Source organism: Flavobacterium sp. HJSW_4, from assembly GCF_042436695.1.
Lineage (GTDB): Bacteria > Bacteroidota > Bacteroidia > Flavobacteriales > Flavobacteriaceae > Flavobacterium.
Map to the genome: position 1 here is coordinate 140,969 of NZ_JBHNPP010000009.1, position 15,934 is coordinate 156,902.

Here is a 15,934-nt window from a genome sequence, read left to right on the forward strand (position 1 = left end):
AAAAAAGCCGATAGATTATCGGCTTTGGTCTGCAACTGCTTTTTTTCTTTTTTTCATGCGTTCCCTGATTTGATAGAGGTTTTGATCCAATAGGTGCAGGATCTGTTTATGATGTCTGGAGGGGTTGTGTTTCTCCCCCGAGCATTGGAGCACCTGCATACGGCTTAGTGAGACTTCGATAGTCTCTACAGACTGTCCGCCGATTTTAGCGGACAGGATAAGGGAATCTTTTTTAGCATAATATTCATTGGTAAATATGCAATGCCCTAAATCATCTCCCTGCTGCATAAAATCCTTAACGTTTTCAATTACAGAAATCGTCAGCTGTTTGTCCTGAAAAAGCAAACCAAAAAATCTCTGTTTATCGCTTCGGTATTTTTTCTGCGCTTTTTCGATTTCAAGGCGCAGCTCATGGATTTTTTTCTTTCTGAGCAGCTCCCTTTTTTTCTTTACCAAATGGTCGTGCGCCTGCTGCAGATTTTCAGGACAGACAAAAAGGGGATTGGAAAGGTCTTTTTTGAAATAGCGCAGCAGTTCGATATAATCCTCCCAAATTTTTAAGTCCGCTATCTTATAGCCATTTTTAATGACGGTCTTTACCGTCTGCCAATTGCGTTTTATTTCCTGATTCGGTCGGCAGAGATAATGCTGCAAAAGAGCGGTCTGTTTGGCTTTTAGCAGGGTTTCTGCGATAGAATCGTTTAAAAGTGCAGTAAAGAGAATCTGCGGTGCGATGCCAAATACGGATGATTTAAATCCGTTTCTTCTCAAGACAGGTAGCACACTGATCTGCGGATATACCTTATAGGGATTGATGCGGTATTTGGCATTTAGAGCGAAATCCTTTGGCTTGATTTCGAGACAGGAATAGAATTTCCATGCATCACAGGTCTGCGCAAAAACATTCACGCTCAATGAGAGCGTGCGCACTTCCCCTTTAGGACTTATCCAATGCTGCATGACCTCATTATGAAAATAGGTCGGGGTCAAGTTCTTTTTCATGTGCTTATAAGAGCAGATGATGCGCACCACCTGAAAGCCTCCGCAGGTCTGCAGCAAAGCGCAGTAGTCCATTTCCCTGAAACGCACCTGATTGTAGGGCTGCATTTTCAGTTTTCCCCCGCAGGCAGCACAGGCGGTATATTTTGAAGAGGTATTTGGACAGGCGGGTTTCCACACGTGCGTGCATTCCAAGCAATGGAACTTGGAGCGTGAAAGCACGCCCCATTTGAGAAAGATGTTTTTTTCAGCCCATGCGAAAACCTTTGGTTCTATAGGGGCAAGGGAGGCGCTGAGCGCAGTGAGCTGCTTTTCGATGTGGGTCTTAGGTATCATAGGTCAAAGAGTGTTAGGGCGGTCTGCACGGGTTTTACAATCTGTTTTACAGGGGGAATAGGTTCTGTTTTGGGAGTCACAGCAGGGATTTCGGGCTGCGTAAAAAGATCAGCGGGCGCAGGGGGCTGCACTACGGCTTTGCAGGCGACAGGGGCAGGCACACCAATGGTGTCGTCTGTGTAATACTTCACTGCCATGTCATAGATTTCCTGATTGTCAAAGGCACACAAGCCTGTTTTTTTGACCTCGCCGAAAATATAATGGATGCAGCTTTCCAAATTTTTGGAAGATTTGGCAAAGTGGGGCGCAAAGGCGGTATCGCTCTGCGCCCTATCACTGAGGTATTTTTCTATTGCGGTCTTAAAATTTTCAGAAGCTTTCATAAGAGAAGATTTAAGATTGAAAATTTCTATTCAAAGAGCCTGGAGTAGAGGTCATAACAGTATTCCTCGAAGCAGAGCCAGCAGACAAAAGTGTAGTGCGGTGCGCTAAAGCGGTTTTCGATAGGCTCTCCGATTCCTTCTTCGAGTTCGGTACGGATATTTTCAAGGTCATCGATATGCTTGATGTAAAACTCTTTGCAGTCAGCGTGGTAGATAAATTCTGAAATCATGCCGCTCACGCATCCTCCCTGCTGCAGGTCAAGGAAAAAGGATTTAAGTTTTTCTCTGCGTTTTCCGTTGTAGGAAGTAATGCTTCTTCGGATAATTTCATTAAAGGCATCGCTTACACGATAGTGGCTGTAATTTGATTTTTCTAAGGCTTTCATAATGTTTTATTTAGGCGTGTATAAAAATGTAATGGCAGCAGCAATTAGAAAGGCAGGTCGTCAGGCTCCTCTTTTTTATTGTACTTTTTAGCCACGGGTACAGCTTTTGCGCTTTCGGTCTGAGGAAAAACCAAGATTTTAATATCCGAGGTGTGAAAGGTCAATGTACCATGTGCCTGAGCATCATTTCCGATATAGACATTCATCCCGATGCGCCCGAAGAGCTGCACAAGCGTGCCTTTTTTGAGCCACTGCACGAGTGATGCGCTGAGCCAGTAGGAGCAGTCGATGTAGGTTACAATCTTTTTTGTTTCTGTGCTTCCTTTGGGTTTATAGCTGTCGTTGACTGCTATGGAGAAGTTTACCACCTCACGGTTTTCCTTTACTTTAAAAACTGAGGCATCTTTTACAATTCGTCCTGTGATTTCCATGACATAAAATTTTTAGTGAATACTTATTTCAGATTTCTTTCCCCATCGCCCCAAATGAAATTTTTCAAAAGAAAAAACGGGAAAAAAGAAAGCAAAGAATAAGTATCCGGTTTAGGAGCCGGAGTGCTATAAGTCCCGAAGGGCGGCGTAAGCGGTTATGCGCATGCAGGTGAGGGCGGATACTAATTTGGCTGCCCTTTTAACCCGTTTTGAATTGAAAAGGTTCTCTTTTTTTTATGCTCTTGAGATTCCGTCCAAGAATAGCTACCTTAGCTGTCAGCAAACAAAAAACAAAAAACAGCAGAAGCCCTACTATTATGGGACCAGACCAGTATATCAGATTATCACAGCTGACCGACCAGGTACAGGACACGATCAATTCGAGCTTCCGAGGACGCACCTATTGGGTGGTGGCTGATATCACCAATCATTCCTTTAAGGCCGATAAGAAGATCCATTACTTTGAGCTGGTGGAGAAATCTGATAACAGCAGTGTCATTACAGCTAAGATACTGGGCAAAGCATGGGGAGGGGGAGCGCTTAAAATCCTAGATTTTGAAATCTCGACCGGACAGCGATTTACCAATAATCTGCATGTGCTGGTGCAGGTAAGCGTGGATTACCATCCGCTGTACGGACTTTCTGTAAACCTTCTGAATATAGACGCCAATTTTATGCTGGGCATTCTGGAGCAGCAGAAAAATGCTACACTGCAGCGTCTTGTAAAAGAAAATGATTTTATTCGCAAAGAAGGCGATGGGTACTCGACGCTTAACAGCCGTCTTACACTTGCGGCAGTAATCCAGAGTGTTGCGGTCATTTCTTCGAGCAGTTCAGCGGGAAACGAGGATTTCCGCCATACAATGCTCCACAATGATTTCGGGTATGTCTTCCAGATTGATGATTATCATACCGTGGTGCAGGGGGACAACAACGCCAAACTGTTCCTAAATAAACTCATTGAAGTCTATAATACCGGAATCCCTTATGATGCCGTTGTCATTACAAGGGGAGGCGGCTCGCAGTCCGATTTTCTGATTTTTGACAATTACAGCATCGGAAGGGCTGTGGCCAAATTCCCCATTCCGATTATTACCGGCATCGGACACCAGAAAAATGTCAGCATCACCGACCTAATGGCCCATACCCATACCAAGACACCGACAAAGGCCGCAGAGTTCATCATTGCCCACAACCGCAATTTTGAACAGAGCATCCTTTCACTGAAAAGAGGCATTGCCATTAAATCACAGCAGCTCTTTCTGGAGCATTACAAAGAGCTCAATGCCTTGAAAAACTCTGTTTTTTTAAGTGCGGGAGAGATTGCCGCCAGCCATAGGCGCCAGCTGGATAGAGAGCGGGAAAAGCTTACCGGTAATTCAAAGGCCATGCTGCATGCCAGCCAGAAGAAACTGCTTGTAACCGCCCAGCAGACCCTTCAGTACCCCAAAATGCTGCTTCTGGAGCGGAGGGGAGAACTGCAGCAGTTAAAAAATACCATAAAAACATCCAGTAATTCCTATCTTCGCAGACAGGAGCTTACTCTAGAGCATCATCGCAAGTCCATAAAGATGATGTCCCCTCAGAACATCCTTAAAAAGGGTTATGCGATTGTAAAGCTCAATGATGCCATTGTCAGCAGCGGAGCCGGCATAAAGAAGGGAGATGATATTGAAGTGATTCTTCATGATACCAGACTTGTAAGCATTGTTAAAGAAAAAATAGAATATGATGGAAGAGAACCTGACCTATGAAAAGGCTTTTGCCGAGCTGAGCACCATTTCAGGAGAAATTGAGAATGAAACCATTTCGGTGGACGATCTGGCGGCAAAGGTAAAAAGGGCATCGGAGCTCATTGAGTTCTGCCAGGCCAAATTGAAATCCACAGAAGCAGAAGTGGCAAAAATCATCAGCAGCATGGAGAATCCCAAAGAGTAAAAATTACGCTTTGGGATACTAAAAAGCCCTGCAAATGCGTTGTTATATCACATACACGCCGATAAAGCAGATTTCAAGCCTATAATTTTCGAAATAACTGCTATATGCCTTATATAACAAAGCCCCTTGTCTGAGTCAGACAAGGGGCTTTTATAGTAAGATAGAGAAGATGGATTATGATTTTTAGCCGCAGGAGGCACCAATAAGCTCTTCACATTTGTATTTTACCAATGCTGCCGCCCTGGGGACTCCTTTTTATCATCAAAAATGTTCCGGTCCTGCTGATGGTCCTGCAGGCCGGTCTGCTCTGCAAACGGATCGGGAGCATTCTTTAAGGTCTCATGAATATTTAAAAGATCTGCGGGTGAAGAGCTGTCCTGGTCAGACTCTGAAGCAGAAGTAAGAAAACGAAAGGCAAAATCAATGGGTTTTTCTTTTTCCATTTCAAAAAAGTGCACGATGTACTGGTTTTTCTCCTTGTCCACAGTCTGTATTTTTCCTAAGTTCCAGACTGGGTGCATCACCAGGTCCCCCTCAGTGAAAGCGGTATCTATGCTGTTTTTTGATGCGGCTGATGCCGCCTGGGCCGCCTGAAGGATCTCAGGGGAGAGCTTTCCCTTACGCACATAAAATTCTTCCTTGATCTCAAAGAGGAACCTTGAAGGATATTTATTAAGCCCTGTTGTAAAATTAAAGCCTTCCGAATCGGTCATGTAAAACCTTTTCTCGGCGCGCGTCACTGCCACATACATGAGCCTTCTTTCCTCTTCAATGGCACGTTTTCGTCTTTCTTTTATGGAAAGCGCACTCGGCAGCACCCCTTCGGTAAAACCGCAGAGAAACACATAAGGGAATTCAAGCCCTTTGGAGATGTGGATGGTCATCAGACGCACCTTGTCCTGGTTTTCGGTGTCTTTGTCCAGATCGGTGTAGAGCGCTATTTCCTGCAGGTATTCGACAATGTTCACCGGCCCGTTGTTTTCCTTTTCCAGCAGGAGCATGGAGCTTACGAGTTCTTTTATATTCTCCAGCCTATCTTCATCCCCATCCTTACGGTAGAGTTCTGAAAGACCGCTTTTATCGAGTATGATTTTGACCAGATCCGAAATCGAATTATGCTCCGCATCTGTTTTCAGTGCCGTAACTAAATTCAGAAAATCAACCGCCCCTTTTTTATTGAGCTCTTTGTCCTGAATGTTATTTTCCAGTGCCTGAAGCAGTGAAAGGTTCTGTTCTCCTGCCAGAAAGCTCAGCCTTTCGAGGAACTTTTTGCCCAGACCTCTTGAAGGATGGTTGTGCATGCGAAGAAAAGAAAAATTATCGCCCTGCACGATAAGCCTTAAAAAAGAAAGCACATCTTTGATTTCCTTTCTTTCAAAGAAACGCACGCCGCCAAATATGGCATAGGGAATATTTTCTTTGATCAGTGCCTGCTCGATATTTCTGGAAAGGTGGTTGGAACGGTATAAAATGGTAATATCAGAGTAAGCGGCATTTTCCGTTTTAAGGATTTCCTTGATTTCGGAGGCCACCCAAAGGGTTTCCTCAAAATCATTTTTTCCATGGAAATGGACCACTTCAACCCCTTCGGGATTATCGGTGACCATATCCTTGTCCACCCTTACCTTATTGTTCTTGATGATATGGTTGCCGACTTTCAGGATGTTTGGCGTAGAGCGGTAATTCTGGTTCATGATAATGGTCCTGGTGTCTGGAAACATCCTGTCGAATTCCACCAGATATTCCGGTTTGGCGCCGCGCCATTCGTAGATGGTCTGGTCGGGATCCCCAACAAGAAAAAGGTTCTGGTGCACACGGGAGAGCATTTCCACCAGATGGAACTGGCTGTCTGAGCTGTCCTGCGCCTCATCGACCTGTATGTAATGCAGCATCTCCTGCCATTTGGCAAGCACATCAGGATTACTGTCCAGTATAAAAGCCGTAAAATGGATCAGGTCATCAAAATCCAGCGCATAGTTGCGTTTCTGCTTGTCAAGATATTTCTGGTAGACGCGGCTGGAGAGCGAGTCCTTTTCATCGGGTTCAAAGCTTTTATTTTCCAGCATATAACCCAGATAGTCTGAGGTGCTTTTCTGCTTTGAGATAAAGCGCAGGACCTGTTTGAAGGTCAGGTTTTTTGAATTGATGTCCAATTCAGTGAATACGTCGCGCAGAATGGTCTTCTGGTCCTCGGCATCCAGTATGATAAAATTTTTGGGATAATGCAGTTTATTGATTTCCTCGCGCAGGAATCTCACACAAAACCCATGATAGGTAGTGATGAAGCTGACATCATAAAGGTCGCCGATCAGCGCTTTGACCCTTTTTTTCATTTCCTGCGCCGCTTTGTTGGTAAAGGTCACGCAGAGGATATTGGAAGAATTGATTCCGAGCCTGTCGACTATATAGGCAAAGCGGGAGGTAAGGGCCTTGGTCTTTCCGGATCCTGCACCTGCAATAACACGAACATATCCTTCAGTCGTCTTAACGGCCTGAAGCTGGTTTGGGTTGAGGTTTTCAAGAATAGGATCGGTCATGGCATAATGTTTAAAAGTAAAAGCAGGGTGTATCTGCAAATTTATGGAATTTATTGAAAGCGGGTGGAATTAAGAAAGGCAGACGCTTATTTTTTCACGAGCAGTATCCAGTTTCTGCTTTTAATCCGAGATACTGCAAAACTGACTTGCGCACAAGCTCCTGCGTTTACATGTTCTTATTTTTTCCATGATGTCTGCTTTTTAGTTCAAAACGGCTTTAGCGCTTATTGCAGTAAAAGATATGTAAGGTATTCTTTTTTAGTGTATTGCATTATAATTTTGTCTATATTTAGATTTAACTTTCAAAATTAACTTTAAATGCCATATTGTATGGATATTGATTATAAGGATCGAAATGTTTTTGAGGTCGATTACATATTGCGGATTCAGACCTTTGAAAAGTATCTTGCCAGCCCCGTATGCTCACAGGATCATTATGCGGACTATAAGGCCGGACTGATCCCCAATATTTTTTACGGGCATAACATGCATGCTGTCCTGCAGCTCTTTAAAGAAGAGTTTTCAGAAGTAAAGTCTGGACTGGAAAGGTATGAAGCGGATAATAATAATGATTTTCCTATGCTCAAGTCCTATGTAAAGACTGAAAGGGCTTTACGCAGCTTATTGGACCAGAAACAGCTCAATGATTATAAGGCACTTTTGGAACGCTCCTTTGACAGCCAGAAGCTGGATGCGAGAGCGGCCGCAATGAGCCGTTTTTTCCTGCCCACACCAATATTGGACAGTTATGTGTTTCAGGTGGAGGAAATATTCGGGAAAGGTATTCTGGACTGATTTTTATCTATTTTGGAAAGACCTTCATAGCAGATAAACTGATGATTTTCGATTTATGGAACTGCATTTTGACGATTTTGCATTGACAATTAAGGCTGCGAGTTTTGATCTGCCTTACGGCTTACGTGATGAGGACCTGTTTTTAGCTGTCCGTTCCCATTTAAGAGAACTTCTGAGCAGCGGCAATGCAGAAATTTTACATTTTGGGTTATCTCCGGACAATACGGCCGACGGGCAGGATGAGCTGCTAGAAGATGGTATTTTTTACCGCATTATTGGATATGAAAAGTGTCTAGGCATCGATCTGGAAAGTACAAGGGAAGAAATTCTACACGCTTTCCATTACCTGGTCGAAAACTTCAAACCGAGATGGACCACAATTTTAATGGAAGAAGGAGCAGCAAAAAAAGAGGTGATAATCGAGCTCCTGTATCAGGAAGTATTTTGATTTAGGCTTAGGCGCTATTTTTTTCAGCCAATGAAGTTAAGTAAGCATTCAGTATAGAAAAGAGAGAACACTTATGAACCTAGACGACGGAATTGAACGATTTATTCTGGCACAAGAGGACGTGTATCCTCTGGCATTGCAGGAAATTAGAAAAGGCAGGAAAACAAGCCATTGGATGTGGTTTGTTTTTCCGCAGATCAGGGGGCTGGGATTTACAGACTATAATGTTTACTTTGGATTAAAGAACCTTGCTGAAGCCAAAGAATATATTGAGCATCCGGTACTGGGAAAACGTCTGGTTGAAATTTCAGAAGCAGTTCTCTCCCAGAAGGGAAAAACCGCACTGGAGATTTTTGGAGTACCTGACCAGAGAAAGCTTAAATCCTGCATGACGCTCTTCAGCCGGCTCCCCAATGCAGATCCTGTATTCCAGACAGTATTGGAAAAATATTATGAGGGTCTGAGTGATGAGAAAACAATAGCCATACTTGAAGCTCAAAATTAGCATTTGATTATATCAGAGGTCTACGTAGATTATTTTTACTTTCTGGTGATGCTCGTCAATCAGAGCAGCAATCTCGTCGCGAAGCTCTTTGTATTTATTTTCCATCTCAGCTTTTTCCTGCGTTTTTTCGATCTCAAGCCTTTCCCTTTTTTGCTCGGGAGTCTGCTGAACCATTTCGATGCCACGCCGCTGCATTTTCTGATCAGATGTCTCATCATTTTCCAGCGCCAGGTTTTTCTGTTCCCTTCGGGCAGCTTTTCCATTTTTGAAGCATAGCAGAATGTAGTCTTTGAGCAGCATCAAGCATCGCTGGACATGCTCCCCAAAACCGCTATCCTCGTCAAGGAGCTCATGGGGATAGGTATAATTGATGATCTCCGTTCGTGAGTGCAGGTCAACTTTGAAGTAGGCTATAAAATCCTGGTTTGTAACCCCGTTAAATAGATCCGGTTCCATAATACTATTTTTACACTTGAAATGCGATTAAGTTCCCTTCATAGGGAAACGCAAAATCTTCCATTTTAACAGACTGGTCCAGCCATGCCGATTCATCATGTTTTTTGAGCATGATGGGCATACGGTGCTTATGGTTGTGCACATAGTCCATAATTTTGTTCGCTTTTGTGGTAACCATGGTATACGTATTTTTGATTTCACCTGTTATGGGACTGGTCCATGAGGCATATAATCCTGCAAAGGTGAAGATTTGGTCCTCCTGTGAATTGATCTGGTATTTATTTTTCGATTTTCCCAGTGGATCATTCCAGTGCCATTCGTAGTAAGCGCTTGCAATAATCAGACAGCGTTTATGGGTTATGTCTTTGTAGCTAGGTTTCTCCTCAATGCTTTCAATTCTGGCGTTAAGGGTGTTTTTTCTGAAGTCTTCATCCTTGGCCCATGAAGGGATCAGCCCCCAAGAGTAATCTGTGGTGATCAGTTTAGGAGACGTATCAAGGATAACCGGAATGTTGGGATGTGAAAACCCATTTATAAAATCCGACTGCAGATAGGTTTCTTCATTATCAAGTTCTGCATTAAAGCGCCTTTTAAGATCTTCTATTGAAGCATTCTGCTGGGTGTAATAACACATATTTATTGCTTTTAACTGTTCATAATTCAGTCTTATTCTGATATAATTAAAGCCTGATGAGGCACCGTGCTTTCCATCTCTGCACTAAGTTTGATACAAACAGGCGACAATGGAAAGGGGACTCATCGACCTTAAGCGAATTGAAATGCTGGTACAAGAAAATAGGCAGCGAAGAATGAAGCTCCTCAAAAAAAGGAGCGCGAGGATGCTTTACTGGCTGCTGTTCTTTCTGGTTCTATTTCTGCTTCTCTATCAAAATTAGTTTATTATTAGGGATTTACGAATAAAATGTATTAAAATTTCATTCGGTGGCGCGGCAGGTTTATTTCATTCTCCTGAGGATAAGGCTGGCGCTGGGTGCTGCTGATATCGGGCCTGATCTGATTCTGTGTCGTAAAACGCTTGTCCGAGTCACCGTACCGCGGATCAGGTATGAATGGCATCTTTGCCATTTTGGAAATGGTGATTGTAGGAAAATGATAATCAATTTCCACTGTCCCCAGCAGCAGGTAGCAGCCTCCTCCCTGAAAAGGATGCTGCAGAAGAGAGTCCGGAAAATGTGCAGTATCGAAATAAGCCCCTTCGTGATCAATCCAGGTGCCGAAATACATATTGCCTTTTTTGGTGGGCACCTGTTTGGTGGAAATCAGATAGGCCAGCATTCTAACCTGTTTTTTATGGTGCAGTAAAAGATCCTTCACCAGAACATCACCTCTGTGGCGGGTCTGCAGCAGGTCAAAGACAGTACAGGAAACCGGAAAGCTCAACAGTTCAATCTCATCAAAGGCATCTTCAAAAACCGAGCGTTCGAGCTCGGGCAGCTTAAGCTCTTTTACGGGTTCTCGCAGCAGGGTAAGCCCCCGGTTTTCAGGCTTGAAATTATTGAGCAGCATGCTTATCTGAACCAGCAGCTCATTTTTGGGTTTACCGGTAAAACGGAATGCTCCGATAAAAATCAGCGTCTTTACATTTTCGAGTCCCATCGGAACCCTGCTGATGAAATCTTCCAGAGAGGCATATTCTCCGTTTCGTTCCCTTTCAATGGCAATGAACTGCGCCAGTTTGGAATCCAGGTTCTGCAGGTGCATAAAGCCCAGATAGATATCCCTGCCGTGAAGGGAAGTTTCAAAACTGCTTTTATTCACGCAGGGATTATGGATAACGGCTCCTGCCATCCTTGCTTCATGAATGTAAATTTCGGTGCGGTAAAACCCTCCCTGATTGTTTATGACCGCCGTCATAAACTCTATGGGGTAGTGCACCTTTAGATAAAGGCTCTGGTAGCTTTCCACGGCGTATGATGCAGAGTGCGCCTTGCAGAAAGAATATCCGGCAAAGGATTCTATCTGGCGGTAGATCTCCTGGCTCAGCATCTCAGGATGCCCTTTAGCCCGGCATGAAGTAAAAAAGTCGTCCTTTACTTTCTGCAGCGCCGCTTTGGACCTTCCTTTTCCCGACATGGCCCTTCTGAGGATATCCCCGTCAGCGGCAGAAAGCCCTCCGTAATGCAGGGCAATTTTGATGACATCTTCCTGATACACCATAATGCCGTAGGTTTCGCCCAGCTGCTCTTCAAATACGGGATGGAAGTATTCAAATTTAGAAGGATTGTTATGCCTGAAGATGTATTCCTTCATCATGCCCGACTGCGCCACGCCGGGACGTATGATCGAGGAAGCTGCGACGAGGGTTTTATAGTTGTCGCATTTCAGGCGTCGCAGCAGCCCTCTCATGGCAGGACTTTCGATATAGAAACATCCGATGGTGCGTCCCTGCGCCAGATAAATGTTGGCGGAAGCCTCATCTTTAGAAATGCGGGTATCCCTGATGTTGAGTCTGATGCCCCTGTTTTTTTCAATAATTTTGACAGTATCATCGATATGCCCGATGCCTCTCTGGCTCAGGATATCAAATTTGTCAAAGCCGATGTCCTCGGCGGTATGCATGTCAAAAAGCACGATTGGAAAACCTTTTGGGGGCATTTCCAGCGGTGTGTAATGGGTTATGGGCTCCTCTGAAATCAGGATGCCGCAGGAATGCATGCTCCGCATATTGGGATATTTCTCCAGCATCATGCCGTACTGCTGCACCAGCTGGACAATGTGATTGGTCTCATGCATCTTCATGGGATTCTTCGCCAGCAGGTCCAGCTCGTCTTTTGGGAGTCCGAATACCTTTCCGACTTCCCGGAAAATGGATCTGTATTTAAATTCCACATTTGTGCCGCAGAAAGCCACATTTTCATAGCCGTAGCGCTCGAAAATATATTTCAGGATATCGTCACGTTCCTTCCATGACCAGTCAATGTCAAAGTCGGGCGGGCTCTTGCGGTTCTCATTGAGGAATCGCTCAAAATAAAGATCCAGTTCCAAAGGGCATATATCGGTAATGCCCAGACAGTAGGCAATAATGGAATTGGCGCCGCTGCCGCGTCCGATATGCATAAAACCCCGGCTGTTGCTGTAGCGGATGATGTCCCAGGTAATCAGGAAATACCCGCCGAATTCAAGCTCGTCGATTACTTTGAGTTCTTTTTCCACCCTTGCCTTAGCGGCGGGGTTATTTCTGCCGTAACGCCATTCAAGCCCGTGATAGGCAAGAGTAGTCAGAAGACGGGAGTCTCCTTTCCTGTCTTTGGTATAAAACCTTTTATTTCTAGGAGTTTTAAAGTCATAATGAAAATTACAGCTGTCTATTATTTTCTGGGTATTTTCAATAAGCTGCGGATAATCTTTATAATAGGCTTCAAGCTCTTCCAAAGGAAGCATGACATCAGATTTCCTACAGCAGTCGTTTTCTGTCAGTTTGGATAATAATTCATTAAGATCGACCGCTCGAAGTATCCTGTGCAGGTTGTATTCCCTTTTGGTTCTGAATACAACCGGCTGAAGCACTACCATTTTAGATAGTCTGCTTCTAAGTTCAGGCATAAAGAGCCTGCCCAGCTCATCGGGTCTTATTCCGATGAATTCATTATCATTCAGATTTTGTGGGATATTATCAAGTGTATAGATAAAATACACGGCATCAAGATCTGGCGCTGTCTGGGGAAGAGGTTTTCCGCTGAAATTATGATCGGTCAGAAAACGATTCATTTGTGCCAATCCCAAAGCATTTTTTGCAATGCCGATATAGCGGAGCTGATGTGCGGATCTGAATTCTATTCCGACCAGCGGTTTTATACCTGCGGTCTGGCATAGTTTTATAAAATCATAGATTCCCGTTACGGTATTGATATCAGTCAATGCCATTGCCTTAAGCCCGCACAGCACTGCGCGGGACACCAGATCTTCAAGGGGGATCGTGCCGTAGCGCAGCGAATGGAAGGAGTGGCAGTTGAGGTACATGGAATCAGGTTTTGCGTTTTAGAATTTCATTTTTATTGTTGGGTTTAAAGGACGCTCCGGCGCAGCGCATCACTGCGTCAAAACCATAGCGGTTTTTCATGCGGTCCATTGCCTGGTAAAGCGCAAGCATTTCCTCAGTATCGGTAAACAGGTCGATCTGGTAGGTGCCCCTGACCAGTCCGCTGAAACGGACACCTATCAGGCGGAGCCTCATGCGGCGCTGGTAGAGTTTTTCAAAAAGATCGGTCACCGTGCCGGTCAGTATATGGTCAGCCGAGGTATACTGTATCCTGCACTGTTTGGTTTCAGTATCAAAATTGGCATACCTGATTTTCACTGTTACAATCGATGCAAGCCACTGTTCGGAACGCAGCTGATAGGCCAGTTTTTCAACCATGCCCAGCAGCAGCCGGTTGAGTTTTGCCATATCAATAGTGTCCTGGGTGAAGGTATGTTCGGTGGAAATGGATTTTCTTTCCGAGTAGGGCTCCACCGGATTGTTATCAATGCCGTTGGCTTTTTTCCAGAGTTCCAGTCCATTTTTGCCGATCATCTGCTGCAGGGATTCCGCGGGCATTTCTGAAAGGGTTTTGATGGTCCGCACTCCGATGCGCGAGAGCAGCTGGAATGTTTTTTCGCCGACCATTGGGATTTTCTGAATAGACAGCGGATTTAAAAATGACTGCACCAGATGCTCGGGGATTTCAAGGTTCTGCTTCTGCTTGCCCTCGCCGGTCCCGATTTTGGAAACTGTTTTGTTAACCGAAAGGGCAAAGGTGAGGGGCAGGCCTGTTTCCTTTGTAATGCGCTGTGCCAGTTCATCGGTCCATTTGTAGCTGCCATAGAATTTATCCATTCCGGTAATGTCAAGATAGAATTCATCGATGGAAGCTTTTTCCACTACAGGTGCTTTCTCCTGAATGATTTCGGTAATGTCGTGTGAAAGCTTAGAATACAATTCCATATCACCTTTCATGACTTTTGCCTGAGGGCACAGCCTGAGTGCCATGCGCATGGGCATGGCAGACCGCACGCCGAATTTTCGGGCTTCATAAGAACACGAGGCCACAACGCCCCTGTCCCCGCCGCCGATGATCAGCGGAATTCCGTTAAGCTCTGAATTTGTCAGTCTTTCGCAGGAAACGAAAAACGTGTTCATGTCGATGTGCACCACTGCCCTTGCCATAATCTGTTCCTTTTTTGCAGATCAAAATTAGTACAGATGATAACAATTTTTAAAAATAAAATGTTCTAAATAGTAACAAAAAATAAAAATCCAGATTTTACTGGGTATATGAAGGGATGAAGAAAATGGGTAAACAGGGTTTATTCAGAATTTACGTTCTTGGGATTAAAGCCTTCTATTTTATTTATTGCAGCTGGCTTTTTTTATGATGGAATTTCTCTTTGATATAAAGCTCTTTTTTTTTTGAAAGTGTTTTCCTAAATAAAAAATGCTTATCTTTATAAGAAGCTGTACCCCCCTCAGCTGCAATTTAATCCATGATATTTTTTAAAGGTTTATTTTTTTAGTAACCACTGCAGCTTCAACGCCATTTGCTGAAACTGCATTATAAAATGTAGAGTGATGTCAAATCAGCAGCAAAACCCTGAGCGAATTATTTATTTAGCCGAAGATGATGAGGACGACAGAATGCTATTTCTGGAAGCGTCTGAGGAATTAAACCTGCCGATCCGTGTGATACAGGCACCAGACGGAAATGAGCTTCTCGATGCCCTTAAGAATGCTGATCATCTTCCCGATATCATATTTTTGGACATCAACATGCCGTTGAAAAACGGTTTTGAATGCCTTAAAGAAATCCGAAGAAAAGAAGGCGCTCTTGGAAGGGTTAAAATAGTCATGCTTTCCACCAGCAGCAGCTCGATCCATATCCAGATTTCCTATAAACTGGGGGCGGACTACTATGCCGTAAAGCCTGGCACCTATCAGGGGCTGAGGGAACTGCTTGATAAAGTATTTAATGACTTTGGGAGCCTGAAAAAAGAAGTGAAAAAATTTCTGGCGGCACAATAAGCTACTGCCGATTTCATACGCATGAGTGGAAGGCCGGACTGCTTTTCAGCCTGGCTTTATTCTAGGTCAGGATCTTCTTTTATCTTTTCATCTTGGGAAGACTCTTCCTTTACTGATGCATCAGCTGCTGTGTCATTCTCTTGAGATGAAGCGGACAGCTGCGAGGAGGTTTTTTTCATGAGAATGTAAAAATCCCTCAGATGCCACCAAGCGGAACATCTGTCTATTGGTCCGTTAAAATTTCTGATAGTTGAGTAGCAGCTCTTCAGGAAAACCTGTGTATCGGTAATATTTGCCCATTCCGTCAATCTTACTTCCTTTGGCGGCGGATTATTCTCAAAATAACGTTTTATCTCTTCATGATTCATGCAGCAAAATTAGCCAAAAAAACGAGGTATGTCAATACCTTGATTCCAATAAATACTGAGGAAGAGCAGCAATTTCAACTGCGGTTTTTCCACTAAACTGTGGGACACAGAATTGACAGCTGTCGACACAACTACTTTTGTACAAGTTTCGAACCTAAGCTCGTCAGTACGTTATTTTGCTGAGTTTTTAGATTTCGAAAATTGGGAGTGCCGCGATTCTGCCACAAAACTTAGACAGGTGAAATATCTTTAAAAACCGTCTTAACTTTTTGTGGCAAAAAAGGGTATGACTTCCACTTATATTTTTTGTCAATTTTGAGATAATGCTGTACA

At 44.0% G+C, this 15,934-nt stretch carries 16 protein-coding genes; 6 read left to right on the forward strand and 10 right to left on the reverse strand.

Features of this window, described 5'->3' with window-relative positions:
- Positions 1-15: 15 nt before the first annotated feature.
- From ACE01P_RS11100 to ACE01P_RS11115, 4 genes are read right to left on the reverse strand one after another with little or no spacing between them, the layout of a single operon-like run.
- Positions 16-1,335, reverse strand: a complete 1,320-nt coding sequence (locus ACE01P_RS11100) for a PcfJ domain-containing protein (RefSeq protein WP_379697475.1) — start codon at positions 1,333-1,335, stop codon at positions 16-18.
- Positions 1,332-1,718 (reverse strand): PcfK-like family protein, encoded by a 387-nt coding sequence (locus ACE01P_RS11105; RefSeq protein WP_379697478.1) that lies wholly within the window; start codon positions 1,716-1,718, stop codon positions 1,332-1,334. The genes ACE01P_RS11100 and ACE01P_RS11105 overlap by 4 nt, the downstream gene beginning before the upstream one ends.
- 26 nt (positions 1,719-1,744) lie before the next feature.
- Positions 1,745-2,104: a hypothetical protein gene (locus tag ACE01P_RS11110; RefSeq protein WP_379697481.1), complete on the reverse strand. Its 360-nt coding sequence runs from the start codon at positions 2,102-2,104 to the stop codon at positions 1,745-1,747.
- 44 nt (positions 2,105-2,148) lie between these two features.
- Positions 2,149-2,535 (reverse strand): single-stranded DNA-binding protein, encoded by a 387-nt coding sequence (locus ACE01P_RS11115; RefSeq protein ID WP_379697484.1) that lies wholly within the window; start codon positions 2,533-2,535, stop codon positions 2,149-2,151.
- Positions 2,536-2,852: 317 nt separating this feature from the next.
- On the opposite strand from ACE01P_RS11115, the gene xseA reads away from it, so the two are divergent.
- Positions 2,853-4,289 (forward strand): exodeoxyribonuclease VII large subunit, encoded by a 1,437-nt coding sequence (xseA, locus tag ACE01P_RS11120; RefSeq protein WP_379697487.1) that lies wholly within the window; start codon positions 2,853-2,855, stop codon positions 4,287-4,289.
- Complete coding sequence (gene xseB / locus ACE01P_RS11125) at positions 4,264-4,473, forward strand: exodeoxyribonuclease VII small subunit (protein ID WP_379697490.1); 210 nt, start codon at positions 4,264-4,266, stop codon at positions 4,471-4,473. Before xseA ends, xseB begins: the two co-directional genes overlap by 26 nt.
- A gap of 224 nt (positions 4,474-4,697) precedes the next feature.
- Here the strand turns inward: xseB and ACE01P_RS11130 are convergent, their stop codons facing one another.
- On the reverse strand, positions 4,698-7,010 hold the full coding sequence (locus tag ACE01P_RS11130; RefSeq protein ID WP_379697493.1) for an ATP-dependent helicase: 2,313 nt from the start codon (positions 7,008-7,010) through the stop codon (positions 4,698-4,700).
- Positions 7,011-7,340: 330 nt separating this feature from the next.
- On the opposite strand from ACE01P_RS11130, the gene ACE01P_RS11135 reads away from it, so the two are divergent.
- The 3 genes from ACE01P_RS11135 (at position 7,341) to ACE01P_RS11145 (ending at position 8,758) form a co-directional block, all read left to right on the forward strand.
- Positions 7,341-7,805 carry a hypothetical protein gene (locus tag ACE01P_RS11135; RefSeq protein ID WP_379697496.1) on the forward strand — a complete coding sequence of 155 codons (465 nt, stop codon included), beginning with the start codon at positions 7,341-7,343 and terminating at the stop codon, positions 7,803-7,805.
- A 55-nt stretch (positions 7,806-7,860) separates the two neighbouring features.
- Positions 7,861-8,253 carry a hypothetical protein gene (locus tag ACE01P_RS11140; RefSeq protein ID WP_379697498.1) on the forward strand — a complete coding sequence of 131 codons (393 nt, stop codon included), beginning with the start codon at positions 7,861-7,863 and terminating at the stop codon, positions 8,251-8,253.
- A gap of 73 nt (positions 8,254-8,326) precedes the next feature.
- Positions 8,327-8,758 carry a DUF1810 domain-containing protein gene (locus ACE01P_RS11145; RefSeq protein ID WP_379697501.1) on the forward strand — a complete coding sequence of 144 codons (432 nt, stop codon included), beginning with the start codon at positions 8,327-8,329 and terminating at the stop codon, positions 8,756-8,758.
- Positions 8,759-8,770: 12 nt separating this feature from the next.
- On the opposite strand, the gene ACE01P_RS11150 is transcribed toward ACE01P_RS11145, so the two are convergent.
- The 4 genes from ACE01P_RS11150 to dinB all read right to left on the reverse strand — a co-directional run bounded on the left by ACE01P_RS11150 (position 8,771) and on the right by dinB (position 14,381).
- Complete coding sequence (locus tag ACE01P_RS11150; RefSeq protein WP_379697504.1) at positions 8,771-9,214, reverse strand: hypothetical protein; 444 nt, start codon at positions 9,212-9,214, stop codon at positions 8,771-8,773.
- A gap of 10 nt (positions 9,215-9,224) precedes the next feature.
- Entirely contained in the window at positions 9,225-9,848 is a 624-nt protein-coding gene (locus tag ACE01P_RS11155; RefSeq protein WP_379697506.1) for an SOS response-associated peptidase, read from the reverse strand.
- A 293-nt stretch (positions 9,849-10,141) separates the two neighbouring features.
- Complete coding sequence (locus ACE01P_RS11160; RefSeq protein WP_379697508.1) at positions 10,142-13,195, reverse strand: DNA polymerase III subunit alpha; 3,054 nt, start codon at positions 13,193-13,195, stop codon at positions 10,142-10,144.
- A 4-nt stretch (positions 13,196-13,199) separates the two neighbouring features.
- Complete coding sequence (dinB, locus tag ACE01P_RS11165) at positions 13,200-14,381, reverse strand: DNA polymerase IV (RefSeq protein WP_379697511.1); 1,182 nt, start codon at positions 14,379-14,381, stop codon at positions 13,200-13,202.
- Between the two features lie 402 nt (positions 14,382-14,783).
- On the opposite strand from dinB, the gene ACE01P_RS11170 reads away from it, so the two are divergent.
- Positions 14,784-15,233, forward strand: a complete 450-nt coding sequence (locus ACE01P_RS11170) for a response regulator (protein WP_379697513.1) — start codon at positions 14,784-14,786, stop codon at positions 15,231-15,233.
- A 56-nt stretch (positions 15,234-15,289) separates the two neighbouring features.
- On the opposite strand, the gene ACE01P_RS11175 is transcribed toward ACE01P_RS11170, so the two are convergent.
- Complete coding sequence (locus ACE01P_RS11175; RefSeq protein ID WP_379697515.1) at positions 15,290-15,601, reverse strand: DUF6965 family protein; 312 nt, start codon at positions 15,599-15,601, stop codon at positions 15,290-15,292.
- Positions 15,602-15,934 lie beyond the last annotated feature (333 nt).